The organism is Rheinheimera mesophila (assembly GCF_000986865.1).
In the GTDB taxonomy this organism is placed as follows: domain Bacteria; phylum Pseudomonadota; class Gammaproteobacteria; order Enterobacterales; family Alteromonadaceae; genus Pararheinheimera; species Pararheinheimera mesophila.
The window spans coordinates 11,747-37,571 of the sequence record NZ_LAVS01000087.1; the positions used below are offsets into that span (position 1 = coordinate 11,747).

Genomic DNA, 25,825 nt, shown 5'->3' on the forward strand with positions numbered 1-25,825 from the left:
CCTGAATGCAGGCTCTTTAGTACTGCGCTCAAAAGTCGGCAATAAAGGAGTGAGAGCGTGATCCCGGTAGAGTTTATTTTGTTGCTGTTAAGCCCGGTTTTTTTCATCTTTATTGCCTTTGAATGGCTTTCCAGCGAAAAAAATGGCAAAACTTTGTATCAGTGGCGCGATACAGCCGCCAACTTTGGTTTAGCCGCTTTGCACCAGGCTGGCGACTTTATCGCTTTGCTGGCGCTGCTGCCTTTTATGTTATGGCTATCACAGTTCGCCTTATTTTCTATTGAGTTTTCGGCGCTGAATTTGTTTTTGCTCTTTATCGCTCAGGACTTTTTGTATTACTGGTTTCACCGCTGCTCGCACAGAGTGCGCTGGTTATGGGCGTCCCATGTTGCGCATCACAGCTCACGTTTAATGAATTTCAGCACGGCCTTTCGCCAGTCTTTAACTTACCCTATTTCCGGCATGTGGTTATTCTGGTTGCCGCTGGTATTGCTGGGGTTTGAAGTGCAGCTGGTGCTGGCTGTGGTGGCTATTAACTTAGCTTTTCAGTTTTTTGTCCATACCCAGTCCGGCAAACACTGGGGTATCCTGGGTTTAGTGCTGAATACGCCAGCCTGGCACCGCGTGCATCATGCCTGCAATCCGCAGTATATAGACCGTAACTATGCCGGGGTTTTAATTATCTGGGACAGGTTGTTTGGCACCTTTGTGCCTGAACAAGAGGCGTGTCGTTATGGGATCACCGATGATTTCCAGTCGAATAATCCTATCACTATCACCTTTTACGAATGGCGAAAAATCATCAGCTTGTGGCCACAGCTCAAGGGCTGGCGGAATAAAGTTAAACTGTTGGTTGGGCCACCGGAAGCATTCTCAGAACTCAAGCTGTTGCAACACAGCGGACAAGCCGGGGAAATGGAAGCTCATGACTAAACTGCTGCTGAAATTGGTTTTGCTCTTTGTTGCCATCAGCTATGGCTTGTGGAAACTCTCTGCCAGCACTGAGTTTCAGTTGTTTGGTGAGCTGATCCACAAAGTGGATACAGACCAAAAGCTGGTGGCTTTAACTTTTGATGACGGCCCAACACCACATTACACAGCTGGCGTTTTGCAGCTGTTAGAGCTCTATCAGGTCAAGGCGACTTTTTTTGTTACAGGAGCCGAAACCCAGCGTTATATGACGCAGGCTAAACAAATTGTTGCGGCAGGCCATCAGTTGGGTAATCACAGCTGGTCTCATCCACGGATGCTGTTTATGTCGTTGGATGAGATTAACCGCGAAATTGAAAGCACTGATCAGCAAATCCGCGCCGCTGGTTTTGAAGGCGACATATTGTTCAGGCCACCTTATGGTAAAAAGCTGGTGCTGTTGCCCTGGTATCTGGCACAGACCGACAGAACCAGCATTATGTGGGATATAGCGCCTGAGACTTTCGATGAAGAGACCGAAGATCCACAGACAATGGCCGCAGAGGTGCTGGAGCAGGTTCAGCCCGGTTCTATCGTATTATTGCATCTGATGTATAAAAATCGTGAAGCCTCACGTGCAGCTTTACCGATTATTATCAAAGGTTTAAAAGCCAAAGGTTACACAATGGTCAAAGTTTCTGACTTGCTTGCTGCCCAAAAACAAGCCACAGTAGAGCAGTAATCATATCAGCAAAGGTGGAGGGAATCATGCTTTATCAAGGCAGTTGTCATTGTGGAGCTGTGGCGTATCAGGTTGAGGCGGATATCAGTTCTGCGTTAAGTTGTAATTGTTCGATATGCAGCAGAAAAGGCTATTTGCTAAGTTTTGTCCCAGGTGACAAGCTGACTTTATTAAAAAAGGACCAGCCTTTAACCACCTACACTTTTAACAGCCATAAAATTAAACACCAGACTTGTCCGGTCTGTGGTTGTTCGCCTTTTGCTTTAGGCACAGATCCACAAGGCAATGCAGTCGCGGCAGTTAATCTGCGTTGTTTAGAAGGGATAGATTTGGATGCTTTAGAGATCCATAAGCATGACGGAAAACACAGCTAAACAAGCTGGTGGCTTTAAAGTCTGAAAAGCAGGGGCTGGCTTGAGCCCCTGTGATATTCAACTCATTGCTTTTTAACAAATTCCGATTTCAGCTTCATAGCACCAAAACCATCAATTTTACAGTCGATATCGTGATCACCTTCGACCAGACGTATAGCTTTGACCTTGGTGCCCATCTTCACCACCAGCGACGAACCTTTGACTTTTAAATCTTTGATCACTGTGACTGTATCGCCATCCTGCAGCACATTGCCTGCAGAGTCGCGGATCACTTTGTCGCCTTCTGCTGCTTCTGTGCTGATTGCTGCAGACCACTCATGACCACATTCAGGGCAGATCAATACAGCGTTGTCTTCGTAGGTATAGGCAGAGCTGCAGTGTGGGCAGGCGGGTAATTGGCTCATGGTGTTCCTGATTCAATGCTAAGAGGCGCGAAAAGGCCGGCATTGTAGCCGAAAGGCCCTACTTTTTACAGGGTTTTATAGGGTTTTAAAGGGCCTCAGAGCAATAAATCGGCTTCAATAGGCCGCCAACAGGCACAGCTTTGCTGCAGCGATTGGGCTGTTAAGCCGGGTACACTGTACACCACAGTATCCACCCCATGTTGTTGGTAGACGGCCTGCAGCAGCAAATCGAAATCACCATCGCCTGAGAGTAAGACCACAGTGTCGACTTCGGCGGCTAAGGTCAGCATATCAATGGTGATGCCCACGTCCCAGTCGCCTTTGGCCGAACCGTCGGCACGCTGAATAAAAGGTTTGAGTTTGACCTCAAAGCCAATATGACGCAGCGCATCCTGAAACTTAATCTGCTGATCATCTTTTTTATCTATGGCATAAGCAAAGGCGTAACAGATTTCGCCCTGAGTTTGCAGCAATTGCCAGAACTTACGGTAGTTAAAAGAGCGGCCATAGGCTTGTCTGGTGGTGTAATAGATGTTTTGTACATCAACGAAAACCGCAATTTTTTTCATCATAACCCAGGCTACTAGCAAAACTTGCAGGACTATAACATGGCATCTGTTTGATACCGCAAAAGAAAATCAGCCTGTTGCGCTTTGTGTCTGTTAAAATGACTCTAACTTGTCCGGAGCGCTTTGCGAATTATTTATGAATAACAACGATGTATTACGCCGTTTACGCTACGCCTTTGATTTTGGCGATCAACAAATGATGAATTTATTTGCCCATGCCGGTTTAACTGCCAGCAGAGCTCAGGTCAGTGATTGGCTGAAAAAAGACGAAGACGCCGCTTTTCAGCCTTGTGATGATGTCACTTTAGCCACTTTCTTAAACGGCCTGATCATTGAACGCAGAGGGCGCAAAGACGGCGAACAGCCTGTGGCAGAGCAGCGTTTGAATAACAACATTATTTTTCGTAAGTTAAAAATAGCGCTGGATTTAAAAGATGATGACATAGTGCTAATGATGACCAATATTGGTTTTCGCATCAGCAAACCTGAACTAAGCGCTTTTTTCCGCCGTGCGGATCACCATCATTACCGCCAGTGCCAGGATCAAATTCTGCGTAACTTTATCAAAGCTGTGCAAATCAAATACCGCGAAAGCGCAGAAGACTAACAGCCCGTTATTCAAAAGCGACACACAGGATCTGAGGCATGGAAGCGCCGCTGTATTTTTTTAAAGTGTTTACCCATGATGCTCAGGCAGGTAACCCTGCTGCCTGCGCTTTATTGGCCAAGTGGCCTGAAACTGCTGTGTTACAGCGCATTGCTTATCAAGCTCAACAGGTGGTGACAGCTTTTGTAGTACCCACAACAGATAACCCTTACCAGTTCCAAATCCGTTGGTTTTCCTGTCAGCAAGAAATCAATCTGTGTGGCCACGGCACCTTGGCTGCAGCTGCTTTGCTACGTCAACTCAAAGGTGAGGGCCGTTATACCTTTGTTAGTCCTTATGGCAAACCGCAGGTTAGAGTCAGCACCGGCGAATTAGTCATGCAATTGCCGCAGTGGCATGCAACTGCTGTTCAATGGCCCGCAGCTTTGACCTGTGCTGAAGTTGTTGACGCGTTTCAGACCCGCGATCTGGTACTGATGCTGAAGGATCTGCAGGCGGTACAGCAATTTGAAGCTGATGCTGAGCAGATCCGCCGCGTACCACAGCATGCGTTGATCGTTACTGCTTTTAGCCCTCCTGATACTTATGTGCTGCGTTATTTTGCGCCCGTTATTGGTATAGAGGAAGACATAGCAACAGGTTCAGCGCAGTGTTCCCTTGCCCCTTATTGGGCGGCAAAAACAGGGCTGAGCCGCTTTAAGGTGTCTCAGCTTTCTGCTACCCCAGCCAGCTTTGCTGTCACTCTTCAATCCGGACAACTGTATTTAACAACGCAAGCCGTTGCTTTACCGCATCTGACCAGAATGATGGCAACAATGTCTTAACAACTGAGCGCAATTGCAGTAGGCTGATGTGAGTTTTTGGCAGGAGGCTTCTTATGTCGTCACGACAAGTTCAGTCTAAGCAAGGACCTGTTGATGGTCAGTGTTTATGTGGCAAAGTCAAAGTGAAGGTGGCTCAGATGGCGCTCAGAGTAGGCGTTTGCCATTGTCAGTACTGCCGCACCTGGACTGGAGGTCCTTTGTTTACTTTCGATGCTGGCACTGAGGTCAAACTGGACGGCGCTTGTTTTATCTCCATTTTTCAATCCTCCGACTGGGCCGAACGGGGCTTTTGTGACCACTGCGGTACGCATTTGTTTTACCGGCTCAAACAAAATGGCCAGTATTTTATTCCGGCAGGTTTGCTGACACTGCCTGATGATCCTGTGTTCGATCACCAGATTTTTATCGAGCAGAAACCGCGCTGGTACTGTTTTGCCAATCCAACCAGGGAACTGACAGGGGCTGAGGTTTTTGCGTCCTTTAGCTCTGATTGAAGCTTGCCTTTGCTTACCTGGCTATTGTGATCCAAAGTACTGCAGAGGCCGTTGAAAAATGAACAAAAGCACCTGTTGTTAAGTCCTTGTTTATATTTCAGCTTTACACTGGGTTTTCAGATTTTTTGGTGAATGGAGCGCGCGTGAATCGAGCACAGAACTTAAGTAAAGCTGCAGTTTTTGTTAGCCTTAGCGCTGCCAGTTTTGCTGTTTCAGCACAGGATGTCAGCGTCTGTCAGGGCACTTTGGATAACACTGAACGCCTGGCCTGTTATGACAGAATATTTGGCACCACAGCCACAGTGCTGACAGACACTGAAACAACGCAAGCTGAGGCAGAGGCTGATCTTGAAGTTAAACCTCAGGCTGTGGCTAGCACTGAAGTGGTGGCAGAACCTGTAGCTGTGGCGACAGTGATGCAAAAATACTGGGAGTTAACGCCGGAAGAAAAACGTGACCGTTTTGTGTTTCGCACCTACCAGCCCAACTTCTTTTTACCTGCTCATCTGACCTCCAATATCAATAAGGCGCCTCAAAGCCCAACCCGTGGTCAGGCTGAAGATAACAACAACTACAAGCAGATGGAAAGTAAGCTGCAAATTTCATTACGTGCCAAGTTAATGACAGAGTTTCTGTTACCTGGTGCTGATTTATGGTTTGCCTTTAGCCAGCGTTCGATGTGGCAGTTATGGAACAAACAGGATTCTGCACCTTTTCGTAATACCGATTACCAGCCTGAGCTGATTTATGTGGTGCCTGTGGCACAACAATGGGGCAACTTACCGGGCGACTGGCAAGTCCGTATGCTGCAGTTTGGGGTAGCTCATCAGTCCAATGGCCAGGCTAAACCTTTGTCACGCAGCTGGAATAAAGTGTATGCGGGTTTAGCTGTGGATAAAGGCGAGTTTGGCCTGAACTGGCGTTACAACCAGCGAATTTCGGAAAATGGCGAAGAAGACGATAACCCGGATTTAATCGACTATATCGGCAGTCATGAGATCAGTGCTAACTGGTTGCCCGGTGATGCTACTGCACAACTGACCTGGCGGAATGACTTTTCTTATTTAAGCCGGGGTTCCTGGCAGTTGGATCTGACCTATCCAGTTGACCGCAGTAAATTGGACGGCCTGCGCTGGCATTTACAGCTATTTTCCGGTTATGGCGAAACCTTGCTGGATTACAATTTCCGCCAAAACAGTATAGGTCTTGGCGTCATGTTGTTTAATTTCTGAATCCTGGTTTAAGATCAAGCCATCTCTAAGTCGCCTACAGTGCAAAAAAGCTTGCTTGCGCTCTGTGGGCGACGGCAAAAAACGCATCAACATTCATCATAGGCCCATGATCGTGACATCGGAACAAGCACAAGCTTTAACAGAACACCTGATAGCTCTGGAGTTGCAACTACAGCGCGCCGAAACCAGAAAAAATAAAGCGCAGCTCAATCTGTTGCTGGCGAATGGTTTTGAAGAAATCGCCGCATCCGGAGTGCGGTTTGATAAAGCCCATGTGTTACAACGTTTGCCAGAAGAGCAGGCGCCGTCGGTGGAGGCTTTTGATTTTGAAGTACGCTTGTTAGCCAAAGATTTGGCTCAGGTGTTATACAAAGCCAAATTACGCAAAGCCGGCGAGCTGCAAACTAAACTGTCGCTGCGCAGTTCTTTATGGCAACTCAACAGCCTTGGTTGGCAAATGCTGTTTCATCAGGGCACAGCCGTATTACCAGCCAGCGGACCTGCTTAAGTGTCAGGCTATTTTATCCGGCTCTTACAGCCGGATGATGTTGATGCTGTGCTGCAGTTTGAATTAGCCAACCGAACTTTCTTTGAAAAAAGCATCGAAGCACGGCCCGCTGAATTTTATCAGCCTGACGCTGTACAGCAGCATATTGCCGGGTTTTTGCTGTTAAAACAGCAAGCTTTGGCCTGGCCAGCCGTTATCTTTAATACAGAACATCAGTTGATTGGCCGAGCCAATTTAACAGATATCGACACAGTGAGCCAATCGGCCTATGTCGGTTATCGTATTGCTGAACATGACTCAGGCCGCGGCGTAGCCAGTTTCGCTTTATCCTGCCTGATTCAGCAGGCACGGCAGATGGGATTAGCGCTGTTATTTGCCTTTGTGTCGACAGAAAATCATGCTTCCATGCAGGTCTTGAAAAAGGCCGGATTTCAGCCTCTGGAAGTTCTACCTGATGTGGCTTTGGTTCGGGGGAAAAGTCTGACCTGTTATCTGATGTGGCTAAAACTCTGAATGAGACAGCCTCTGTCTGTGGTTATTTCCTGTGTACGCAAAATAGTGCTTGACCTTAAGTTAACATGAGCTTTTAAAGTGGCGGCAAATTTACAGCCTCAGTGCTAAGCCGTATGAAAAGGAGCCCGTTAGAATGAGTTCAGTTGTATCCCGTTGGTATGATCCCTGGTTAACTGCGTTAGCACCATTAATTTGGGGCAGCACCTATTTAGTCACTACAGAATTTTTACCTCCGGATGTACCTTTGTTATCTGCTGCTCTACGCACTTTACCGGTTGGGATCTTGATGCTGTTCTGGTTAAGGCAATTACCGGCTTATGGCTGGTGGGGCAAAATATTTTTGTTGGGATTGCTCAACATCGCTGTGTTTCAGGCGTTACTTTTTGTCGCGGCCTATCGTTTGCCCGGTGGTGTGGCAGCCACTGTAGGAGCTATTCAGCCTTTGGTTGTAGTCATCTTAAGCTGGGCTGTGCTCGCTGGTCGCCCCTCGTTATTAAGCTGGATCGCGGCAATAGCTGGCTTCTTCGGCGTTGCACTGCTGGTACTGGGACCCGCTGCTCAACTCGATGCTATTGGAGTTATAGCGGCTGCCGGTGGCGCTCTGGCTATGGCTTTAGGCACCTTATTAACAAAACGGTGGCAGCCGCCAGTCAATGCGCTGGTGCTGACTAGCTGGCAACTGACAGTCGGAGGGATCTTCTTATTACCTTTGGCTTTTAGTGTGGAAAATCTGCCACAGAGCATCACTCTGACACATGTCGCAGCATATCTGTGGTTGGGCGTGATAGGCACAGGACTAACCTATGTATTTTGGTTGCGTGGCGTGATGCGGATGTCGGCCAGCGCTGTGATAGGTTTCAGTTTACTAAGTCCACTCAGTGCCACAGTTCTTGGTTTGGTGGTGCTTGATCAACATCTGACCCTGATTCAAAGTCTGGGTATGGTGTTGGTGCTGGCGGGAGTCTGGCTCGGCCAGTATAAAACTCAGGCGCTGCCGGTAAAAACACCGACCTCACCCTGAGCATAGGGCCTGAAACAGGATCGGGGTGGTCGGTACTGTGTTATCGATAGGGGGTTGTCATCAACGTTCAGATAACAACACAAAGGTCAGTTTTGTTGCGGGTATGGCAACTCTGAGTTGCCAAATCCAGGCTGGTGTTTTGTGCTGCTTTTGCCGATCATCAGCTTTTTAACTTTGGGGAAAACTCTGATGACAGAACAAAGACCACTAACCGAAGCAGAGCAACTAGTGCAACAGCAACTGGATGCGTACAACAGTAAAAATATCGAGGCTTGGCTTGGCTGTTATGCGCCTGATGCAGTGCAACTGGATTTTCACGGGGCTGTGCTGGCCAATGGTCATGATCAGATGCGTGAGCGGATCCGTCTGCGTTTTAATGAACCTGATCTGCATGCACAACTGTTAAACCGCATGGTGATGGGGGAATGGGTTACAGACCACGAACTTATTCAGCGTAACTTTCCACAAGGCCGTGGCCAGGTGGAGATGTTGTGTCTTTATCAGGTGAAACAGGGCCTGATTGTCAAAGCCCTGTTTCAGTTGGGGCAGCCTGAGCTATTTGAATAACAACGCCGCTAAAACGACTTCGATTATTCTAGCCTGTCACTTTGTTTTTTCAGTGACAGGTTCCAGTTTATAAAGATCGCCTTTGGGCATAGCGGCTTTGACATAAAATAGCTGCTGGTTTTGTACATCGTAGTCAGACACAAAACCTTGCGGTGTAGATAGCAGCAGATGGTCAGTTTTATGTAGTAACTGATACTGACGAATACCCTGGCCGGGCTGATAGTAATAAATGCTGTCATCAGCGAAGCGCCAGCTATGACCGTTGTTTTTATCAAACCCGGCTATCAGCAGCCGTTCTTCGCCTTGGGCTGGATCCAACACAAATAACCCCTGTTGTTCATACTTAGTGAAATACAGCACAGAGCCGTGCAGATAACCACTGTACCCACCTTGCCGGGTCAATTGAGTACTGACTGCTGTGGCCAGGTCCAGTTGCCATAACTGCCAGTCGCCGCTTTGTTTACTGCTGTAAATAATGCCTGAGCCATCTTCCATCCAGTTGGCCACGTCCACTTGTTTATCTGGCGCAACCAACACCCTGCTTTGGCCTGAGGCGACTATCAGTTGCCATAAAGCACCATCTTTGCTAAAAATCAGCGACTCGCCATCCGGTGACCATTGCAACCGGACAACAGCGGGGACGCCCGGTAAATCAGCCAGTTGATATTCGTTTTGGCCTGCAGGTTGTAACCAAATTTGTTCTTTACCATTGCGCTGACTTAAAAAGGCTAAATCGCCTTGATGATTCACCTGCGGCCTCCGATCGACTTTACTACTGCCGATGCGAATTCTGGCTTTGTCCGTGTTTAAATCATGTTGCCAGATGTCCGCATCCTGCGCATAGTCAGTGTAGTAAATCTGCTGGTTCACCACAGCAAGGGACTGAACGGTACGGCCGGTATAAAATAAAAACTCCAGCTCATCAGTGGTTGTATTGTATTGCAGTAGTTCAGCGTCGTTACTTAGCACCAGGTTGTTGGCTAACCAGTCAATACTACCGGCCCGGAACGGTAGGATTTTTTGTTTTATCACAGCAAAACTGCTGCTATCGAGCAGCACTACGGCACTGTGCTGGTTTGGCAAATCACGCACAACGGCCAGGGTTTTGCCATCATCGGATTCGGCGAAAGCAAGTTCACCCTCAGGACTCTCTGCATGCAGTGGTCTGGTCACTTGCGCTTGGGTTGCGGTCGCGAACTGATAACGACTCAAGGCGTAGGGTTGAGTATTGTCGGCTCTATCCCGCAGATAAAAACCCTGACTATCGTTTTGCCAGGCGATTTTGACCTGCGCATCCGTACCGCACTGCGCTACGGTTTGTCTCTGTTGTGGCTTTTCCAGATGCAACCACTCGACGATGCACCGTTGTGAGCTTTGTTTTACCCACAGCAGTTGCAAACCATCAGGACTGATAGCGGCGCCAGACAGCGCTTTATCCTCAGCGAGCAACCTTGGTTTTGTTCGATTTTGCTGCAGCAATAGCTGAGTTTTTTCCGGATCTCTGGACAGATAAACTAAGGTTGCACCGTCTTTGCTCAGGCTCAGATCATACTCAATCCCTTGCTCTGAACTGATCACGACAGGCGGATTGATATAAGGGGTCGGCAATTGTTCGGGCGCAGGCGCAAGAGTAATAAAAAACCAGAGCACAAAAAACAGCAAAGGGGCAGTCCACAGCACTGCCAGGAGCAGTGTTGTTTTGATGCTTACATTCTGCTGTGGAGCAGGCGGTGTTGCGGCCGGCTGAACTGGCGGCACAGTGGCAACTGCCGAAGGCTGATGAGCACTTGCTGGTTCTGCTGGTGCTGTGACCTGAGGCGTCAGCGTCTGGCACAACCGGTAACCGACTTTGGGCAAGGTTTCAATATAGACAGTGTCAGGATCTAACTGGGCAAAAGCCTTACGCAATGATGACAACGACTTGGTCAGAGTACTGTCACTGATCTTCAGTCGTTCAGTGATCTGTGTCCGGCTCAACTGTCCCTGCTCTGCATCAATAAGCAGCAACAATAGCTGACAGCTCTGAGGTTCCAGCCGCAAAGTTTCAGTCGCTGAGCTAAGCTCATGGCTGATGCTGTCAAAGGTCAGTTGACCAAACGAAAGTCGCACTGGGGAGTGGTGTTCAGACATATTCTCAAAATCCGCAAACTGGCTTAGCTTCAGGCTAAGCTTTGTATCACAAAAAAGGCAGAAACTCTTGTCTTCCCGATGCATTTTTCGATCAGGGTGTCAGACGGAGTTTTGCCGACTGGCGGCGTAACAGTCGGATGCTGCCAGTTACAAATACCAGGCTTTATTGTGGTTACAAAGCGTGGAACCCAAGGTAGACTTGGCGCCGATTTGAATGTGTTTTCATCATGGTTTTATTCGAGACGTCAGTTGTTTATGCTTAAATTTTTCCAGCTTCCTTGTTTATTGTTTTCAGGCACTCTGCTGGCGGCGAGCGGATGGTCAGTCTCAGACTTTGCACTGCTGAGCCAGCAGGCTAAGGCCGAACTGGCTGGTCGACCAGCTTTTCGGGGCTCGGCAGTATTGATGCAAGGCAAAACCATGTTATGGCAGTATCAGCAGGGGGCTGCGTCGCAGGGTGAACCTTTTACTGCACACACAGCCTTCTTCGTGGGCTCTGTCAGTAAAACCCTGACCGCTATTTTAGTGATGCAGCAGGTGCAAGCTGGTGTCCTTGATCTGCAGGCTCCGGTTAAGCGCTATTTACCTGAACTGAAACAGCCCTGGGCAGCCTCAGTGCGGCTGGCTGATTTATTGAGTCATGGCTCTGGTCTGGTGGATATATCCACTCAGCAAGACTACAGTCAGTTTCGTTATCACAATTTAAATTTCCAGTTGCTGGGGCAAATTCTGACGGCTGTCACACAACGGCCTTATGCTGAGTTGGCTGATCAGGTGTTGCAGCAGTGTCAGATGACCCAGGCTGGCTTTGCCGACAAAGCTGCTGATGCAACCGGGGGCTGGCATGAAGAGCAGGGGCAACTGAAAGCGATCAGCGGCTTTATGCCGGTCGAAGCTGAGCCCAGTGGTGGCCTGATCGCATCTGCTGCTGAGGTGGCGCTATTGCCTTGGTGTATGCAACAACAGCTCAGTAAAACCAGTGTGCAGCAAATGACCACAGCTCAACTGCGACGTCAACATCGTTGGGGCCAGGTCTATTATGGCTATGGTGTACAGGTGGCCGAAACTACAGCTGGTCCTGAGTGGAGTCACGGCGGTTATATTCCGGGTTATGTGTCGGTATTTAACCATTTCCCAGAGCAGCAACTGACGTTGGTGGTGCTGGAGAACCAATCGTTAGACCCGGCTGATTTTGCCAGAGCCGCTTATTACCACGACAGCTTAAGAGAAACTCTGATTAAAATACTGAGCCAAAACCCAAAAGGATGACGTATGAAACTGACCTCTGCTGTGCTTTGTGTTGCGCTTGCAGCCAATGTATTGGCCTCTCCGCTGCTGCGAGCCGATGAATTTACGCTGCGTTATCAGCAGCAGATCGCACCGTTCTGGCAGACTGTACAGCCTCAGCAGCTCAAATTGCAGGATGGCAGCCATATTCATTATGTGTTGCTGAGCGCAGCGCAAAATGCAGCAATACCAAAAGCCACTGTTGTGGTGGTCAACGGCCGCACTGAGTCTTATCTGAAGTATAAGGAACTGGCCTATGAGCTGACACAGCAAGGTTATCAGGTGCTGATGTTTGATCACAGAGGGCAGGGCTTGTCAGAGCGTCTAACCGCTAACCCACATAAAGGTCATATTGAGGCTTTCCAGCAGTATGTCGATGATATGCATCAACTGATCAGTCGCGTGCTGCTGGCGCAGCCAGCGCAGCAGCCTTTGTATTTGATAGGCCACTCTATGGGCGGTGCTATCAGTACTTTGTATTTACAACAGCATCCGCAGGTGTTTCAAAAAGCGGCTTTGTCTGCTCCAATGCATGGTATCAATGGCAAGCTGTTTTATGATGAGGCTGATGCCTGTCGTCTGGCCAGTCTGGTCTCGGTATTTTCAACAGAAGGTTATGCAGGTTTTGTAGACAAAGCCTACGACACAAGACCATTTGAAGGCAATGAACTGACAGGGTCGGAAGTGCGTTATCAGTGGATGCAAGAGTTGTATCAGCAAAACCCACAGTTGCAATTAGGTGGGGCGACCTGGGGCTGGTTGAATGCGGCTTGTGCTGTGTTACCGCAGATGCAACAGCAAACAGCAAAGATCAAAATACCACTACTGCTGATGCAGGCTGAATTGGATAGCATAGTGTCGGCATCCGCTCAGCAGCAGTTTTGTACTCTGTTGGCCGAAAACCCTGATTCAGGTTGTGTCGGTGGTTTACAGCCGATCAAAGGCGCTAAGCATGAGCTATTGTTTGAACAGGATGATATTCGTCAGCAGGTACTGGACAAAATACAGGCCTATTTTGCGGCTGACTAAATAACGCTGGGTCATCCGCTCTGCACCTGCGCTAACAAAAAAGCCACCTTGCGGTGGCTTTTTCTGTTCTGACTACAGTTTATTCAACTGCACCAGGTTTGGTCATAGGCGCGACACTCATTTGACGGGCGGACGCTGAGCCAGCCGGACGTTCTGAGCTAATCACCAGAGGGCGGTCACTGTTGGCCATGGCTGTAGGTTGCACTACAGCCTGAGTTTCAGCTTTCACTACCGGTTTGGTCATATCTGCTGTGACCATATTGGCATACCTGTTGCCTGAAGCGGCCGTCACTTTTACCTCAGCCACTGCTTTTTTCGCAGGAGCTTTACGGGGTTTAGCTTTCGGAGCCTCTTCTGCTTCTGTAGTTGCCTCCACCACAGCAGTAGTTTCTGCTGGAGCCTCTGCGACTGGCGCTTGTACCTCAGCAACAGCAGCAGTTTCTACTGGCATTGCCACAGCTACGGCAGTTTCTACAGGCGCTGGAGTTGTCTCTACCTGTGCGTCCACAGGGACAGCAACTTCTGCAGGCACTGCAGTTGTTTCTACCGGTGCGTCCACGACTACAGCAACTTCGGCAGCCACCGGAGTTGTTTCGACCGGAGCAGCTACTACCGCAGCAGTTTCTGCAGCCACTGGAGTTGTTTCTGCCTCTGTTTCCACCACAGCAGTTTCCACCACAGCTTCAGCTATAGGTAAATCCAGTTGCTGTTCAGTGCTGACCACAGTGTCCTGCTCTTCAGGGTAACGGGCCGCTAATGCTTCTTCAGCTTCCTGATCCTGCTGTTCTTTTTTGCGTTTCTGACCCGCGGCACGCAAGTGACGTGGAGAACGACGGCTGCGGCTGCGGCCTTCAGTTGGATCTTTTTCTGCATCTGTAGTGTCTGCATCAGTGATCTCAGCCTGTACAGTTTCAACCAGCTCTGCCTGAACCGCAGCAGGTTCAGTTGTTGCTTCATCCACTGTGGCAACGGCCATGTCTGCAGCTACAGTGTCAATCACAACAGGAGCTACTACTGCAGTTTCCAGCACATGAGCAGTGCTAACAGCAGCTTCTACTGTTACTGCTGCGGCTTCCACCGCTTCTTTTTCATGACGCACAGACTTGCGCATCTGACGACGTTGACGACGTTCCACCAGCTTGGTGTTGTGATCTTCGTCATGCTCTGCGGCTTTGACCGGAGCCGGACGCTCAGACGCAGGTTTTTTCTGCTCCTGGCGGTCATGACGCTCTGGGCGCTCAGCTCGTTCGCCGCGTTCCTGACGAGGTTTATCCTGTCGTCGGAACGTTGTTCGCTTGTACGCTCCTGATTTCGTTCATTTGGCCGCTCTGCTTTGGCCGGAGCAGCGTTGTCGTCTTTGGCAACTTTTTCATCCCCTTCCTGACGGCGGCGATTTTTGTTGTTACGACGTCTGTTGTTATCGCGGTTGTTGCTACGACGTGGTGCTTCTTCTGCTTTTTTCTCTGGTGCAGGTGCAGCAGCGAATAAAGATTTAAACCAACCTACGACAGACTCAACCAAGCCAGGGCCTGTATCTTTTGCTACAGCTTCAGCTTTGCGAGCGACCGGAGCAGGCGCAGCGGCTGAGGCGTCAGCCATATTAATAGCAGAGACTGCTGGCTTTTCTTTGACGTTTTCGCCAATAGGATGATACACAGCGCTGGTGGCCGCAGGAGCTTTCACCATGTTGTAGCTGGACTCTTCAATCTCTTCGTCGATACGAATGCGCGTCACTTCATAGTTTGGCGTTTCCATATGTTCGTTAGGAATGATGTAAATCCGGATGCCGTGACGGCTTTCAATACGGCGCACTGAATCCCGTTTTTCATTCATCAGGTAAGTGGCGACAGACACCGGCACCTGCGCATGAATTTGACTGGTGTTGTCTTTAATGGCTTCTTCTTCGATTAAACGTAAAATCGACAGAGCAGAAGATTCGGTGCTGCGAATAGTGCCGCGGCCGTGACAACGTGGACAGACATGAGTGGCCGACTCACCCAGCGAAGGACGTAAACGCTGACGTGACATTTCCAATAAACCAAAACGTGAAATACGGCCAATCTGCACGCGGGCACGGTCTTGTTTTACCGCGTCTTTTAAGCGGTTTTCTACTTCACGTTGATGACGAACCGGCGTCATATCGATGAAGTCGATCACAATCAAACCACCTAAGTCACGTAAACGTAACTGACGGGCAATTTCATCGGCCGCTTCTAAGTTGGTATTAAAGGCTGTTTCTTCGATATCACCGCCTTTGGTGGCTTTTGACGAGTTGATGTCAATGGCCGTTAAAGCTTCGGTGCTGTCGATGACGATAGAGCCACCAGAAGGTAAACGCACTTCACGGCGGAAGGCGGATTCAATCTGGGTTTCAATCTGGAAGTGCATAAACAGCGGCACTTCGCCCTGATACATTTTGACGCGGTGGGCAAAATCAGGACGGAACTGCTGAATATAGACTTTGGCTTCTTCAAAAATGCGTGGGTTGTCGATCAGTATTTCACCGACGTCACGGCGCAGATAGTCACGAATAGCACGGAATACCACGTTGCTTTCCTGATGGATCAGAAATGGAGCAGGGCGGTTTTGTGCTTCGTGGGTAATAGCAGACCAGTGCTTCAACAAAGCTTTTAAGTCGTAATCCAGCTCTTCGTGAGATTTACCCACACCAGCGGTACGTACTATTAAACCCATGCCGTCTGGCAGTTGTAACTGATCCAGTGAATCTTTTAAATCCTGACGCTCGTCACCTTCAATACGACGGGAAATACCACCGGCGCGAGGATTGTTAGGCATCAGTACTAAATAAGAACCAGCCAAAGAGATGAATGTGGTTAAGGCGGCGCCTTTTTGACCACGTTCTTCTTTATCAATCTGGATAATAACTTCCTGACCTTCTTTGACTACTTCTTTGATGTTTGGGCGGCCGTCGAAGGTGTAACCGGCTGGGAAATATTCGCGGGAGATTTCTTTCAGAGGTAAAAAGCCATGGCGTTCAGAGCCATAATCAACAAAAGCTGCTTCCAGACTGGGTTCAACCCGGGTGATTTTTCCTTTGTAGATATTGGCTTTTTTCTGTTCGTGTCCTGGGCTTTCGATATCCAGGTCGTATAATTTTTGTCCATCGACAAGAGCTACGCGGATTTCTTCTTCCTGCGTGGCGTTAATTAACATTCTTTTCATTGTTTTGTGACTCTATTGCATAGGCCACAACGCAACGACATCCTGCGTCCGCGTTTCAGATGGTCAAACATATCAATGCTGCAGTCTCTCGACTGGGGATGCTTGAGCTAACTCATTTACTACTTTGCCTGCTGGTGCTTCAGGTTGATTGCTGTGGCTTTTTCTGAGGAGCGGAGTCCGTCATAGCGAGCTTGCTTATCACCTTACTCGAACCTGAACAGTTCAGGTAGTTTTGGCGCCGCCTTGTCAGGGCCGCACTTAAATGTTTTTTGCTGTGATCTGACACAGAGATCGCGCGATACCGCGCTGCGTTGTCGCAATTTTTTTTTTGCCTAAGTGACCGGAAGCTGTGTTTTGTCTCTGTCAGTAATAAATTACGCAGCATTACTTCAGACAAATAGCGTTATTCTCGTTCGCAGAGGATAAATACGTTGGTTTTCCCAACGAATTCGGTATGATCTGCCTCCCGAACGGTGCCTCACATTTTCTCTTACGTCACTTTGAGCGCCCTAATTGCCGTTTTTGGCATAATTAGCCCGATAATTATCCCACTAATTAGCGACCAATAGCAACTTAATTTAAGCTTAGCAGAGTAACTGAAACGCATGACTGAAACTATCAAAACTCCGGTGCAATATATTGATGTAGAAGAAGATTATTCCGGTCAACGTATAGATAACTTCTTAATGGCACGGCTGAAGAGCGTACCAAAGAGTGTGATTTATCGGGTTTTGCGCAAAGGTGAAGTGCGGGTTAATAAAAAACGGATAAAACCTGAATACAAACTACAAGCTGGTGATCAGGTACGTGTGCCACCTTTAGTGTTGCATGACGAGCCGGAAAAAGAGCCGGTGTCTGTGGGGCTTTCGATGGTAAAAAACCTCGAAAGTCATATTCTTTTTGAAGACAACGATTTAATAGTGTTAAACAAACCTACGGGTATGGCAGTGCATGGTGGCAGCGGTTTATCTTTTGGCGTGATTGAAGCATTACGGGCCTTACGTCCAACCGCCCGTCATCTGGAATTAGTGCACCGTTTAGACCGGGATACCTCAGGGTGTTTACTGATTGCGAAAAAACGTTCGGTACTGACTCATCTGCATGAACAGTTGCGCTTAAAAACGGTCGAGAAAAAATACTGGGCTTTAGTGGCAGGCCAGTGGGACAGCAAAATTAAAAAAGTCACAGAGCCGCTGCGAAAAAACACCTTACAAAGTGGTGAGCGGGTGGTGCGGGTTGATGAAGCACAAGGCAAACCTTCGGAAACCCGCTTTAAAATTCTGCAGCGTTACGAGGAAGGCACCTTAGTGGAAGCTTTTCCTGTTACAGGCCGTACTCATCAAATCCGGGTGCATACCGCCTGTAAAGGGCATGCGATTGCCTGTGATGATAAATACGGCGACAACGAATTTACCGCTCAAATGCAAAAACTCGGATTAAATCGTTTGTACCTGCACGCCAAAACCCTGAGTTTTACTCATCCGGGAACGGGTAAAGTACTCACCTGTGATGCGCCGTTGGACAACGCATTAAGTAGTGTGCTGGAAAAATTAAAGAGAAAATAATGAGTTCGGATATCGCTTTAGTGGTTTTTGACTGGGACGGCACAGTGATGGACTCAGTGGGCCGGATTGTCTCCTCGATGCGCGCTGCGGCTGAATTGTCCGGCTTAGCGGTGCCGACTGAGCATCAGGTCAAACAAATCATTGGCCTGAGCATGGACCCTGTGTTTGATATTTTATTTCCTGGTATCAATGCCACGCAGCGCCAGACGGTATTTGAGCATTACCGCGAGCAGTATCTATCACACGACCATCCACCAACGCCCTTGTTTGATGGGGCAGAGCAGGTGATGTCTGCACTGAAACAACAAGGTGTTCTGTTAGCTGTGGCCACAGGGAAAGCCCGTAAAGGATTGACAAGGATGTTGGCAGAAACCGGATTGGAGCGCTATTTCAGCGCCAGTCGCTGCGCTGATGAAGCACAATCCAAGCCCAGCCCTGATATGCTGCAACAAATTCTGACTGAACTGAAGTTGCCAGCGCATCGTGCCGTGATGGTCGGAGACAGCATTCACGACATGGCCATGGCACTGGCGATCGAAATGCCCCGTATTGCGGTGACTCACGGTGCCCACGACAGAGCCAAATTGAGCCAGTATCAACCCAGAGCTATTATTGACTCGTTGCCAGAGCTGTTAACAGTGCTTTGAATAGGATGCAGTCACTGCCGTAAGGGCGGGTTTTGTGCCTGCCCGTCAGATGTGTAACTCAAGGGTTGGTTAACAAATCTGCGCCTTCATGACGAAGCATCTCCAGCAAACGAATCAGTGGCAGGCCTATTAAGCTATTGGGGTCGTCGCCCTCGAGCTTTGTAAACAAACTGATACCTAAGCCTTCACTTTTAAAACTACCGGCACAGTTTAGCGGTTGTTCTCTTTCTATATAAGCAAGGATCTCCGCATCGGTTAACTGGCGAAAATGCACCTTAAAAGGCTCAACACAAAGCTGATGCTGTTTGGTGTGGGCGTTGACCAACGCTAAGCCGGTTAAAAAAGTGACTGTATGACCGCTGAAGCTTTTTAACTGGTTATAGGCATTTTCAGCCGTATGAGGTTTACCCAGAATGTGGCCGTTAAATACGGCGACCTGATCAGAACCAATCACCAAACCTTCAGTTAAGGTATCCGCCACAGCCTGGGCTTTTAATACAGCCAGGCGGCTGACCAGTTGCTCCGGTGTCTCATCCGGCAAAGGGGTTTCATCGACTTCAGGTTTGGCCGTAGAAAAGTTCGGTGTAAGTTTTTCCAGTAACGCCTTACGATACACGGAAGTAGAGGCTAAATACAAAGCTTGAGTTGACATAAAAACACCTCGTTGGGACAATGCGCCGCACTATACCTTTCCTGAGCGAAGTTGCAACTTTGTTGACTCCGCAGGCTCAAACAACGCTGACTCAGGCTGGTAGATGCCACAATAGCCGCCAGAACAGCAGTTTAGACCGGAAAATTAACAAAAAAGAGGCAGGAATCCTTTGACAGCTTTAGCCTCGATCTATATGATGCGCGCCTTATGCAAAAGGTAAAAATTCCAATTACCCTTGACCCAACGCGTGCCGCGCAAAAACGTTCTACGTTCGACGGCATAATTCCGCTGGTAAATTTAACCAGATTAACGGAGTCGCTAGTAAGTTCTGAGGGTGATGTAGACGTAGTAGTACATTGTGGAACTGATGAACAAGGTCTGGTGTATATTCAAGCACAAGCCCATTGTCAGGTTCAGGTTACATGTGAACGCTGTAGCGAGCCCATGAGTCTGGAACTGAACAGCAGTTTTGCATACACTCCAGTCCGGAGTGATCACGATTCGGCTCACGATGATATTCCAGAGCGCTACGAAGTGGTCGAAAAAAACGAACACGGCGAAGTTAACTTGAGGCAATTGGTTGAGGACGAATTAATTCTGGCTTTACCTCTGTTTCCGATGCACGACGAAGGATCCTGTGATCCGGCCAAAGTGCAGATGAGCTGGGGAGAAATAGAACCAGAACCAGAAAAACCGAACCCATTTGCAATATTGCAAGAATTGAAGAAAAAATAGTTTTTTAGGAGAAAGGCAATGGCTGTACAGCAAAACAAAAAATCTCGTGCAAGACGTGACATGCGTCGTTCTCATGATGCGTTGACTGGGCCAACGCTGTCTGTAGACGCAACTTCAGGTGAAACTCACCGTCGTCACCACATCACTGAAGATGGTTACTACAAAGGTCGTAAAGTAATTAAGTAAGTTTGGATGCACTCGTTGCAACCACTACGACTTAAGATAGCTTTAGACATGATGGGGGGCGACCATGGCCCCCAATCAACCCTTCCTGCAGCCATAGAAGCGCTGTGTGAATTTCCTCATGTAGATTTAGTTCTCTGCGGCGACGCCGAACTGCTGACTACCGAACTTGAACAAGCGGGTTATTTAAACCACCCTCAGCTTTCTGTTCAGCATGCATCCCAAACTGTGCTGATGACCGATAAACCCTCTGTGGCTTTGCGCAACAAACGCCAATCGTCGATGCGTATTGCCCTGGATTTAGTCGAGCAGAATAAAGTGGCTGCCTGTGTCAGTGCCGGTAATACCGGAGCTTTGATTGCAATGGCGCATTTTGTGCTGAAAATGCTCAACGGGGTGGAGCGTCCTGCATTAATCAGCAGCTTACCTTCGACCGCTGGTAGTCCGGTTTTTATGCTGGACTTAGGCGCCACTGTCAATTGCGATTCAGATACTTTATTTCAGTTTGCCGTGATGGGCGCCGTGATGGCTGAAGAGGTGGAAGGTATCTCCAGACCTAAAGTCGCCTTGCTGAACATGGGCGAAGAGGAAATTAAAGGGTCGGACCAAATCAAACGCACCTCCTTATTGTTATCCGAATGCGCGGATATCAATTACATTGGTTATATCGAAGGCAATGACATCTTTTCCGGCAAAGCCGATGTGATTGTCTGCGATGGTTTTGTCGGTAATGTAGCGCTGAAAACCTGCGAAGGTGTGGCGAAACTTATCTTAAAACGTTTAGAAACTGCGCTGAAAAACTCGATGTCTGCACAACTTTTCGGCTGGCTAATCAAACCTTTCCTGAAAAGTATGTCTTTGGGCGTGAACCCCGACCAGTATAACGGGGCAAGTCTGATAGGATTGCGCGGAATTGTAGTGAAAAGTCATGGAAATGCGACAAAAGAAGCATTTCTTAGTGCCATCCGTCAGGCCGTGCGCGAGGTTGAACGCCAGGTGCCGGTGAAGATCAAAGACAGGCTGGAACACGTATTAATTGACAAAGCGTAGGGCCCAATGTATTCACGCATTATTGGAACCGGAAGTTACTTTCCGTCTCAGGTCAGAACCAATGCTGATCTCGAAACCATGGTCGAAACCACAGACGAGTGGATCATCGAACGTACTGGTATCAAAGAACGCCGTATTATCGCGGACAATGAAACTGTCGCCACTATGGGCGCCCAGGCTGCATTAAAAGCTATTGAAGCCGCAGGCATCGACAAAAATTCCATCGATATGATTGTGATGGCGACCACCAGTGCTGCACGGGCTTTGCCAAGTGCTGCCTGCGAAGTGCAGCGTGAACTGGATATGCCCGGCATTCCGGCTTTTGACGTAGCGGCCGCCTGTGCTGGCTTTTGTTACGCCTTAAGCGTTGCTGATCAATATGTCAAAAGTGGTATGGCTAAACGGGTATTAGTGATAGGCGCCGATTGTTTATCGCGCTTAATGAGCCCTGAAGATCGCAGCATGGTGATTTTATTTGGTGACGCGGCAGGCGCTGTGATTTTAGAAGCCTCAGCGCAGCCAGGTATTTTATCCACTCATATTCATGCCGATGGCAGATACTCCGAATTATTGTATGTCGATAATCCTATCCGTGGGGATGAAGCTTCAGTGCACAATTCCTGGGGGGCGATGAAAGGCAATGAAGTCTTTAAAGTGGCTGTCACCCGTTTATCTGAAGTGGTGGAGCAAACCCTCGCTGCTAATCAGATGGATAAATCCCAAATTGACTGGTTAGTACCGCACCAGGCCAATTTGCGTATTATCTCGGCTGTAGCCCGTAAACTGGAGATGTCGATGGATCAGGTGGTGATTAACCTGGACCGCTACGGCAATACCTCAGCAGCCACAGTGCCAACAGCCTTAGACGAAGCCATCCGTGATGGTCGTATTCAGCGTGGACAAACTATATTGCTTGAAGCTTTTGGCAGTGGTTTTGCCTGGGCTTCGGCTTTAATACGTTATTAATCTAGTTGCAGGAACAATGATGAACAATAAACTTGCATTGGTATTCCCTGGACAGGGCTCACAAAGTGTTGGCATGTTAGCCGAACTTTATGCTGAATTTGCTAGTGTACGCGATACCTTCGCCGAAGCATCCCAGGCTTTAGGTTATGACTTATGGGCCCTGGTGGCCAATGGCCCTGAGACTGAATTAAACGAAACCCATCGCACTCAGCCGGCATTATTAACAGCCTCAGTGGCGGTGTATCGGGTATGGCTGGAGCAGGGCGGTGCAACACCCGCTTATTTAGCCGGTCACTCTTTAGGTGAATACTCGGCTTTAGTGTGCGCCGGTGTGTTGAGCTTATCTGATGCCGTTAAGCTGGTAGAAAAACGTGGTCAGTATATGCAACAGGCAGTGCCTGCTGGCACTGGTGCTATGTCAGCCATTATTGGCTTGGACGATGCGCTGATTGCAAAAGCTTGCGAAGAAGCGGCTCAGGGTGAAGTGGTGTCGCCGGTTAATTTTAACTCACCAGGTCAGGTGGTGATTGCCGGTAATAAAGCTGCGGTTGAACGTGCCAATGAACTTTGTAAAGCCGCAGGTGCCAAACGTGCGCTGCCTTTACCTGTGTCTGTGCCGTCGCACTGCGCGTTAATGAAGCCAGCCGCCGATAAATTGGCGAATGATTTAAACAGCATTGCCTTTCATACGGCTGTCATACCTGTAGTGAACAATGTCGATGTGGTTGTCGCTTCAGATGCCGCAGCCATCAAAGATGCGTTAGTGCGCCAGTTGTATAGTCCGGTGCGCTGGACCGAGAGTATCGAGTTTTTAGCTGCACAAGGCGTGGACAGAGTGATTGAGCTGGGGGCGGGCAAGGTATTAAGTGGCTTGATTAAACGTATTAATAAAGAGCTGAACACAGCTTCAGTCACAGATGTAGCGTCATTAAAAGACGCTTTAGCTGCAGAATAAAAGGTTTAGAAACAATGACTCCATTTATTTCGTTAGAAGGTCAGGTCGCGTTAGTCACGGGCGCAAGCCGCGGTATTGGCCGTGCTATTGCTGAACAATTAGCTGCGTTAGGCGCTAAAGTGGTTGGAACTGCAACAACTGAATCAGGTGCGGCCGCTATTTCCGCTTATTTAGGTGACAAAGGCTTAGGCCTGGTGTTAAATGTCGGCGATGCAGAGTCGATTGAACAATGTTTAGAGACCATTAAAGCTCAGTTTGGCGACATTGACATTCTGGTGAACAACGCTGGTATTACCCGCGATAACCTGTTGATGCGCATGAAAGAAGAAGAATGGTTCGACATTATGCAAACCAATTTGACATCAGTGTACCGTTTAAGTAAAGCTGTGCTGCGCAGCATGATGAAAAAGCGTCACGGCCGGATCATTAGCATAGGTTCAGTAGTAGGTTCTATGGGCAATGCCGGGCAGACCAACTACGCTGCAGCGAAAGCGGGCGTGTTAGGTTTTACCAAGTCATTGGCCAGAGAAGTGGCGTCGCGTGGTATTACTGTAAACGCTATTGCACCGGGTTTTATCGACACCGATATGACCAAAGAATTGTCAGAAGAGCAAAAAGAAGCCATTTTCAGCCAGGTCCCGGCGAATCGCCTGGGCAAGCCGGAAGAGATAGCGGCCGCTGTAGCCTTTTTGGCCTCAGGTCCGGCAGCCTATATTACGGGTGAAACCATCCATATCAACGGCGGTATGTATATGGTGTAAGCCCTTGCCAGCGTTGCTGAAGTTGCAGTCAACAAAGCTGCAGCTTCAATGACGAAGGTAAGTTTACCAAAGGCATTGATGTTGCAGCGCGACGATAAGCGAAGAGTCCCCATGAGCATAGCTATCTATGTGATTGGGGCGATAGAGCGCAGTCAACAAAGCTGCAGCTTCAATGACGAAGGTAAATGGTTTGACCAGCAGGAAAAGGCGATGCCTTTGCTTGCAACAAACCGGGCTTACGCATAAACTAGCCGCCACACAAAATTGCACCAATTGTTGCGATTTACATGAGAAAAAGGAAGAAAAGATGAGCAACATCGAAGAACGCGTTAAAAAAATTATCATCGAGCAGTTAGGCGTTAAAGAAGAAGAAGTGAAGCATGAATCTTCTTTCGTTGACGATTTAGGCGCTGACTCTCTGGACACAGTAGAATTAGTGATGGCTCTGGAAGAAGAATTCGATACAGAGATCCCAGACGAAGAAGCTGAAAAAATTACAACGGTACAGTCTGCTATCGACTATATCAAAGCTCACGCTGAGTAAACGATGAGCTGACAAAACGGGTAGCCTCTGCTACCCGTTTTTGTTTCTGAAGCTGTCTGCTACGTATCAAATGCAGAAGCGGATCAGCAATAAAGAATAAATCAGACTGCGGAGGATTCTGTGGCAAAACGTCGAGTGGTTGTGACGGGCTTAGGTATGCTAACGCCCCTGGGGAACGATGTAACGTCGACCTGGCAGGCTTTATTACAAGGCCAAAGTGGGATAGCGCTGTTTGATCATATTGATCCGGAGGCTTACACCACTAAATTTGCTGGCTTAGTCAAAAATTTTGACGTCGAACAGTTTTTCCCGGCCAAAGAAGCCAAAAAAATGGATTTATTTATCCAGTACGGTGTCGCTGCCGGTGTGCAGGCTTTTAAAGATTCCGGACTGGAAATTAACGAGCAAAATGCCGAACGTATTGGTGTGGCTGTAGGTTCAGGTATTGGTGGTTTAGGTTTAATTGAAGAAAACCATGCCAAATTACTCAACAGCGGCCCACGTCGTTTATCGCCGTTTTTTGTGCCTTCTACCATTATCAACATGATTTCAGGGCATTTATCCATCATGTTAGGTCTGCAAGGTCCAAACATCAGCATAGTGACGGCCTGTACTACTGGTGTGCATAACATTGGTCAGGCGGCCCGTATGATAGCTTACGGCGACGCAGATGCGATGATTGCAGGTGGTGCAGAAAAAGCATCAACCACTTTAGGTATGGGAGGCTTTGGTGCAGCCCGTGCTTTATCTACCCGTAACGATGCACCACAGCAGGCCAGTCGGCCATGGGACAAAGACCGTGACGGTTTTGTGTTAGGTGACGGTGCTGGTGTGGTGGTGCTGGAAGAGTACGAACATGCCAAAGCCCGCGGCGCAAAAATATATGCTGAACTGGTCGGTTTTGGTATGAGTGGTGACGCCTATCATATGACCTCACCACCGGAAAATGGCCGTGGTGCAGCTCTTGCGATGAAAAACGCTTTACGCGATGCGGGTGTTAACGCCGAACAGGTGCAGTACATCAATGCGCATGGCACATCCACACCGGCAGGTGATATTGCGGAAACTATGGCGATTAAATCTATTTTTGGTGCCAAGCCAGAAGGATTGATGGTCAGTTCCAGTAAGTCGATGATGGGGCACTTGTTAGGTGCGGCAGGTTCTGTTGAATCTATCATCACCATTTTGTCACTGCTTGACCAGAAAGTGTCGCCAACCATCAACCTGGATAATCCGGACGAAGGTTGTGACTTAGACTATGTACCCCATACCGCCCGAGATGCCAAACTGGAATACGCTTTATGTAACTCCTTTGGTTTCGGTGGTACCAACGGTTCTATTCTGTTTAAGAAAATCTGACGTTTCAGGGTCAGC

Annotated in this window: 30 protein-coding genes; 24 read left to right on the forward strand and 6 right to left on the reverse strand. The window is 48.5% G+C overall.

The window, feature by feature from the left end:
- Positions 1–57: 57 nt before the first annotated feature.
- From SD53_RS14185 to SD53_RS14195, 3 genes are read left to right on the forward strand one after another with little or no spacing between them, the layout of a single operon-like run.
- Positions 58–933, forward strand: a complete 876-nt coding sequence (locus SD53_RS14185; protein WP_082101879.1) for a sterol desaturase family protein — start codon at positions 58–60, stop codon at positions 931–933.
- Entirely contained in the window at positions 926–1,651 is a 726-nt protein-coding gene (locus tag SD53_RS14190; RefSeq protein WP_046520852.1) for a polysaccharide deacetylase family protein, read from the forward strand. The genes SD53_RS14185 and SD53_RS14190 overlap by 8 nt, the downstream gene beginning before the upstream one ends.
- Positions 1,652–1,677: 26 nt before the next feature.
- Complete coding sequence (locus SD53_RS14195) at positions 1,678–2,025, forward strand: GFA family protein (protein ID WP_046520853.1); 348 nt, start codon at positions 1,678–1,680, stop codon at positions 2,023–2,025.
- Positions 2,026–2,087: 62 nt separating this feature from the next.
- On the opposite strand, the gene SD53_RS14200 is transcribed toward SD53_RS14195, so the two are convergent.
- A complete protein-coding gene (locus SD53_RS14200) occupies positions 2,088–2,429 on the reverse strand; it encodes a zinc ribbon domain-containing protein YjdM (protein ID WP_046520854.1) in 342 nt (113 codons plus the stop codon).
- Positions 2,430–2,524: 95 nt separating this feature from the next.
- Positions 2,525–3,001: a LabA-like NYN domain-containing protein gene (locus SD53_RS14205; protein WP_241481809.1), complete on the reverse strand. Its 477-nt coding sequence runs from the start codon at positions 2,999–3,001 to the stop codon at positions 2,525–2,527.
- Positions 3,002–3,134: 133 nt separating this feature from the next.
- On the opposite strand from SD53_RS14205, the gene SD53_RS14210 reads away from it, so the two are divergent.
- The 8 genes from SD53_RS14210 to SD53_RS14245 all read left to right on the forward strand — a co-directional run bounded on the left by SD53_RS14210 (position 3,135) and on the right by SD53_RS14245 (position 8,764).
- Positions 3,135–3,605: a YehS family protein gene (locus SD53_RS14210; protein ID WP_046520856.1), complete on the forward strand. Its 471-nt coding sequence runs from the start codon at positions 3,135–3,137 to the stop codon at positions 3,603–3,605.
- A 38-nt stretch (positions 3,606–3,643) separates the two neighbouring features.
- Entirely contained in the window at positions 3,644–4,429 is a 786-nt protein-coding gene (locus SD53_RS14215) for a PhzF family phenazine biosynthesis protein (RefSeq protein WP_052749388.1), read from the forward strand.
- 53 nt (positions 4,430–4,482) lie between these two features.
- Positions 4,483–4,923, forward strand: coding sequence for a GFA family protein (locus tag SD53_RS14220; protein ID WP_046520857.1), 441 nt, complete (start codon positions 4,483–4,485; stop codon positions 4,921–4,923).
- A gap of 143 nt (positions 4,924–5,066) precedes the next feature.
- Positions 5,067–6,155 (forward strand): phospholipase A, encoded by a 1,089-nt coding sequence (locus tag SD53_RS14225; RefSeq protein ID WP_046520858.1) that lies wholly within the window; start codon positions 5,067–5,069, stop codon positions 6,153–6,155.
- Positions 6,156–6,267: 112 nt separating this feature from the next.
- A complete protein-coding gene (locus SD53_RS14230; RefSeq protein WP_206539948.1) occupies positions 6,268–6,663 on the forward strand; it encodes a nuclear transport factor 2 family protein in 396 nt (131 codons plus the stop codon).
- Positions 6,664–7,176, forward strand: a complete 513-nt coding sequence (locus SD53_RS14235; protein ID WP_046520860.1) for a GNAT family N-acetyltransferase — start codon at positions 6,664–6,666, stop codon at positions 7,174–7,176.
- 133 nt (positions 7,177–7,309) lie between these two features.
- Positions 7,310–8,197: an EamA family transporter gene (locus SD53_RS14240; RefSeq protein WP_046520861.1), complete on the forward strand. Its 888-nt coding sequence runs from the start codon at positions 7,310–7,312 to the stop codon at positions 8,195–8,197.
- A gap of 189 nt (positions 8,198–8,386) precedes the next feature.
- The gene (locus SD53_RS14245) at positions 8,387–8,764 is read left to right on the forward strand and encodes a nuclear transport factor 2 family protein (RefSeq protein ID WP_046520917.1); all 378 of its coding nucleotides are present in this window, start codon (positions 8,387–8,389) and stop codon (positions 8,762–8,764) included.
- A gap of 36 nt (positions 8,765–8,800) precedes the next feature.
- Here SD53_RS14245 and SD53_RS14250 read toward each other — a convergent pair whose 3' ends face one another.
- On the reverse strand, positions 8,801–10,894 hold the full coding sequence (locus SD53_RS14250; RefSeq protein WP_046520862.1) for a winged helix-turn-helix domain-containing protein: 2,094 nt from the start codon (positions 10,892–10,894) through the stop codon (positions 8,801–8,803).
- Positions 10,895–11,149: 255 nt separating this feature from the next.
- On the opposite strand from SD53_RS14250, the gene SD53_RS14255 reads away from it, so the two are divergent.
- Together SD53_RS14255 and SD53_RS14260 are read left to right on the forward strand one after the other, a co-directional pair.
- Complete coding sequence (locus SD53_RS14255) at positions 11,150–12,163, forward strand: serine hydrolase domain-containing protein (protein ID WP_046520863.1); 1,014 nt, start codon at positions 11,150–11,152, stop codon at positions 12,161–12,163.
- 3 nt (positions 12,164–12,166) lie between these two features.
- The gene (locus SD53_RS14260; protein WP_052749389.1) at positions 12,167–13,210 is read left to right on the forward strand and encodes an alpha/beta fold hydrolase; all 1,044 of its coding nucleotides are present in this window, start codon (positions 12,167–12,169) and stop codon (positions 13,208–13,210) included.
- Positions 13,211–13,289: 79 nt separating this feature from the next.
- Here SD53_RS14260 and SD53_RS18875 read toward each other — a convergent pair whose 3' ends face one another.
- Positions 13,290–14,345 (reverse strand): ribonuclease E domain-containing protein, encoded by a 1,056-nt coding sequence (locus SD53_RS18875; protein WP_241481810.1) that lies wholly within the window; start codon positions 14,343–14,345, stop codon positions 13,290–13,292.
- On the reverse strand, positions 14,270–16,393 hold the full coding sequence (gene rne / locus SD53_RS14265; RefSeq protein ID WP_241481811.1) for a ribonuclease E: 2,124 nt from the start codon (positions 16,391–16,393) through the stop codon (positions 14,270–14,272). Before rne ends, SD53_RS18875 begins: the two co-directional genes overlap by 76 nt.
- Positions 16,394–16,998: 605 nt before the next feature.
- Between rne and rluC the strand changes: the two genes are divergently transcribed.
- Positions 16,999–17,958, forward strand: a complete 960-nt coding sequence (gene rluC / locus SD53_RS14270; protein ID WP_046520864.1) for a 23S rRNA pseudouridine(955/2504/2580) synthase RluC — start codon at positions 16,999–17,001, stop codon at positions 17,956–17,958.
- A complete protein-coding gene (locus tag SD53_RS14275; RefSeq protein WP_046520865.1) occupies positions 17,958–18,605 on the forward strand; it encodes an HAD family hydrolase in 648 nt (215 codons plus the stop codon). The genes rluC and SD53_RS14275 overlap by 1 nt, the downstream gene beginning before the upstream one ends.
- A 58-nt stretch (positions 18,606–18,663) precedes the next feature.
- Here SD53_RS14275 and SD53_RS14280 read toward each other — a convergent pair whose 3' ends face one another.
- Positions 18,664–19,257 carry a Maf family protein gene (locus SD53_RS14280; RefSeq protein ID WP_046520866.1) on the reverse strand — a complete coding sequence of 198 codons (594 nt, stop codon included), beginning with the start codon at positions 19,255–19,257 and terminating at the stop codon, positions 18,664–18,666.
- Positions 19,258–19,464: 207 nt separating this feature from the next.
- Between SD53_RS14280 and yceD the strand changes: the two genes are divergently transcribed.
- The 9 genes from yceD to fabF all read left to right on the forward strand — a co-directional run bounded on the left by yceD (position 19,465) and on the right by fabF (position 25,810).
- Positions 19,465–19,992, forward strand: coding sequence for a 23S rRNA accumulation protein YceD (yceD, locus tag SD53_RS14285; RefSeq protein ID WP_046520867.1), 528 nt, complete (start codon positions 19,465–19,467; stop codon positions 19,990–19,992).
- 18 nt (positions 19,993–20,010) lie between these two features.
- Positions 20,011–20,178, forward strand: coding sequence for a 50S ribosomal protein L32 (rpmF, locus tag SD53_RS14290; RefSeq protein WP_008898943.1), 168 nt, complete (start codon positions 20,011–20,013; stop codon positions 20,176–20,178).
- Positions 20,179–20,184: 6 nt separating this feature from the next.
- The gene (gene plsX, locus SD53_RS14295) at positions 20,185–21,225 is read left to right on the forward strand and encodes a phosphate acyltransferase PlsX (RefSeq protein ID WP_173425702.1); all 1,041 of its coding nucleotides are present in this window, start codon (positions 20,185–20,187) and stop codon (positions 21,223–21,225) included.
- 6 nt (positions 21,226–21,231) lie between these two features.
- The gene (locus SD53_RS14300; RefSeq protein ID WP_046520868.1) at positions 21,232–22,191 is read left to right on the forward strand and encodes a beta-ketoacyl-ACP synthase III; all 960 of its coding nucleotides are present in this window, start codon (positions 21,232–21,234) and stop codon (positions 22,189–22,191) included.
- A 19-nt stretch (positions 22,192–22,210) separates the two neighbouring features.
- Entirely contained in the window at positions 22,211–23,146 is a 936-nt protein-coding gene (gene fabD / locus SD53_RS14305) for an ACP S-malonyltransferase (protein WP_046520869.1), read from the forward strand.
- Between the two features lie 14 nt (positions 23,147–23,160).
- Complete coding sequence (fabG, locus tag SD53_RS14310; RefSeq protein ID WP_046520870.1) at positions 23,161–23,907, forward strand: 3-oxoacyl-ACP reductase FabG; 747 nt, start codon at positions 23,161–23,163, stop codon at positions 23,905–23,907.
- A gap of 111 nt (positions 23,908–24,018) precedes the next feature.
- Positions 24,019–24,153: a hypothetical protein gene (locus tag SD53_RS18960; RefSeq protein ID WP_277619436.1), complete on the forward strand. Its 135-nt coding sequence runs from the start codon at positions 24,019–24,021 to the stop codon at positions 24,151–24,153.
- A gap of 61 nt (positions 24,154–24,214) precedes the next feature.
- Positions 24,215–24,451, forward strand: coding sequence for an acyl carrier protein (gene acpP, locus SD53_RS14320; RefSeq protein ID WP_008898948.1), 237 nt, complete (start codon positions 24,215–24,217; stop codon positions 24,449–24,451).
- 120 nt (positions 24,452–24,571) lie between these two features.
- Complete coding sequence (gene fabF, locus SD53_RS14325; protein ID WP_046520872.1) at positions 24,572–25,810, forward strand: beta-ketoacyl-ACP synthase II; 1,239 nt, start codon at positions 24,572–24,574, stop codon at positions 25,808–25,810.
- Positions 25,811–25,825 lie beyond the last annotated feature (15 nt).

Coding starts and splice junctions, on each gene's coding strand:
- SD53_RS14190 (WP_046520852.1), top strand. CDS start 926: ATGACTAAACTGCTGCTGAAATTGGTTTTGCTCTTTGTTGCCATCAGC.
- SD53_RS14195 (WP_046520853.1), top strand. CDS start 1,678: ATGCTTTATCAAGGCAGTTGTCATTGTGGAGCTGTGGCGTATCAGGTT.
- SD53_RS14200 (WP_046520854.1), bottom strand. CDS start 2,429: ATGAGCCAATTACCCGCCTGCCCACACTGCAGCTCTGCCTATACCTAC.
- SD53_RS14205 (WP_241481809.1), bottom strand. CDS start 3,001: ATGATGAAAAAAATTGCGGTTTTCGTTGATGTACAAAACATCTATTAC.
- SD53_RS14210 (WP_046520856.1), top strand. CDS start 3,135: ATGAATAACAACGATGTATTACGCCGTTTACGCTACGCCTTTGATTTT.
- SD53_RS14215 (WP_052749388.1), top strand. CDS start 3,644: ATGGAAGCGCCGCTGTATTTTTTTAAAGTGTTTACCCATGATGCTCAG.
- SD53_RS14220 (WP_046520857.1), top strand. CDS start 4,483: ATGTCGTCACGACAAGTTCAGTCTAAGCAAGGACCTGTTGATGGTCAG.
- SD53_RS14240 (WP_046520861.1), top strand. CDS start 7,310: ATGAGTTCAGTTGTATCCCGTTGGTATGATCCCTGGTTAACTGCGTTA.
- SD53_RS14245 (WP_046520917.1), top strand. CDS start 8,387: ATGACAGAACAAAGACCACTAACCGAAGCAGAGCAACTAGTGCAACAG.
- SD53_RS14250 (WP_046520862.1), bottom strand. CDS start 10,894: ATGTCTGAACACCACTCCCCAGTGCGACTTTCGTTTGGTCAACTGACC.
- SD53_RS14255 (WP_046520863.1), top strand. CDS start 11,150: ATGCTTAAATTTTTCCAGCTTCCTTGTTTATTGTTTTCAGGCACTCTG.
- SD53_RS14260 (WP_052749389.1), top strand. CDS start 12,167: ATGAAACTGACCTCTGCTGTGCTTTGTGTTGCGCTTGCAGCCAATGTA.
- rne (WP_241481811.1), bottom strand. CDS start 16,393: ATGAAAAGAATGTTAATTAACGCCACGCAGGAAGAAGAAATCCGCGTA.
- rluC (WP_046520864.1), top strand. CDS start 16,999: ATGACTGAAACTATCAAAACTCCGGTGCAATATATTGATGTAGAAGAA.
- SD53_RS14275 (WP_046520865.1), top strand. CDS start 17,958: ATGAGTTCGGATATCGCTTTAGTGGTTTTTGACTGGGACGGCACAGTG.
- SD53_RS14280 (WP_046520866.1), bottom strand. CDS start 19,257: ATGTCAACTCAAGCTTTGTATTTAGCCTCTACTTCCGTGTATCGTAAG.
- yceD (WP_046520867.1), top strand. CDS start 19,465: ATGCAAAAGGTAAAAATTCCAATTACCCTTGACCCAACGCGTGCCGCG.
- rpmF (WP_008898943.1), top strand. CDS start 20,011: ATGGCTGTACAGCAAAACAAAAAATCTCGTGCAAGACGTGACATGCGT.
- plsX (WP_173425702.1), top strand. CDS start 20,185: ATGCACTCGTTGCAACCACTACGACTTAAGATAGCTTTAGACATGATG.
- SD53_RS14300 (WP_046520868.1), top strand. CDS start 21,232: ATGTATTCACGCATTATTGGAACCGGAAGTTACTTTCCGTCTCAGGTC.
- fabD (WP_046520869.1), top strand. CDS start 22,211: ATGAACAATAAACTTGCATTGGTATTCCCTGGACAGGGCTCACAAAGT.
- fabG (WP_046520870.1), top strand. CDS start 23,161: ATGACTCCATTTATTTCGTTAGAAGGTCAGGTCGCGTTAGTCACGGGC.
- SD53_RS18960 (WP_277619436.1), top strand. CDS start 24,019: ATGAGCATAGCTATCTATGTGATTGGGGCGATAGAGCGCAGTCAACAA.
- acpP (WP_008898948.1), top strand. CDS start 24,215: ATGAGCAACATCGAAGAACGCGTTAAAAAAATTATCATCGAGCAGTTA.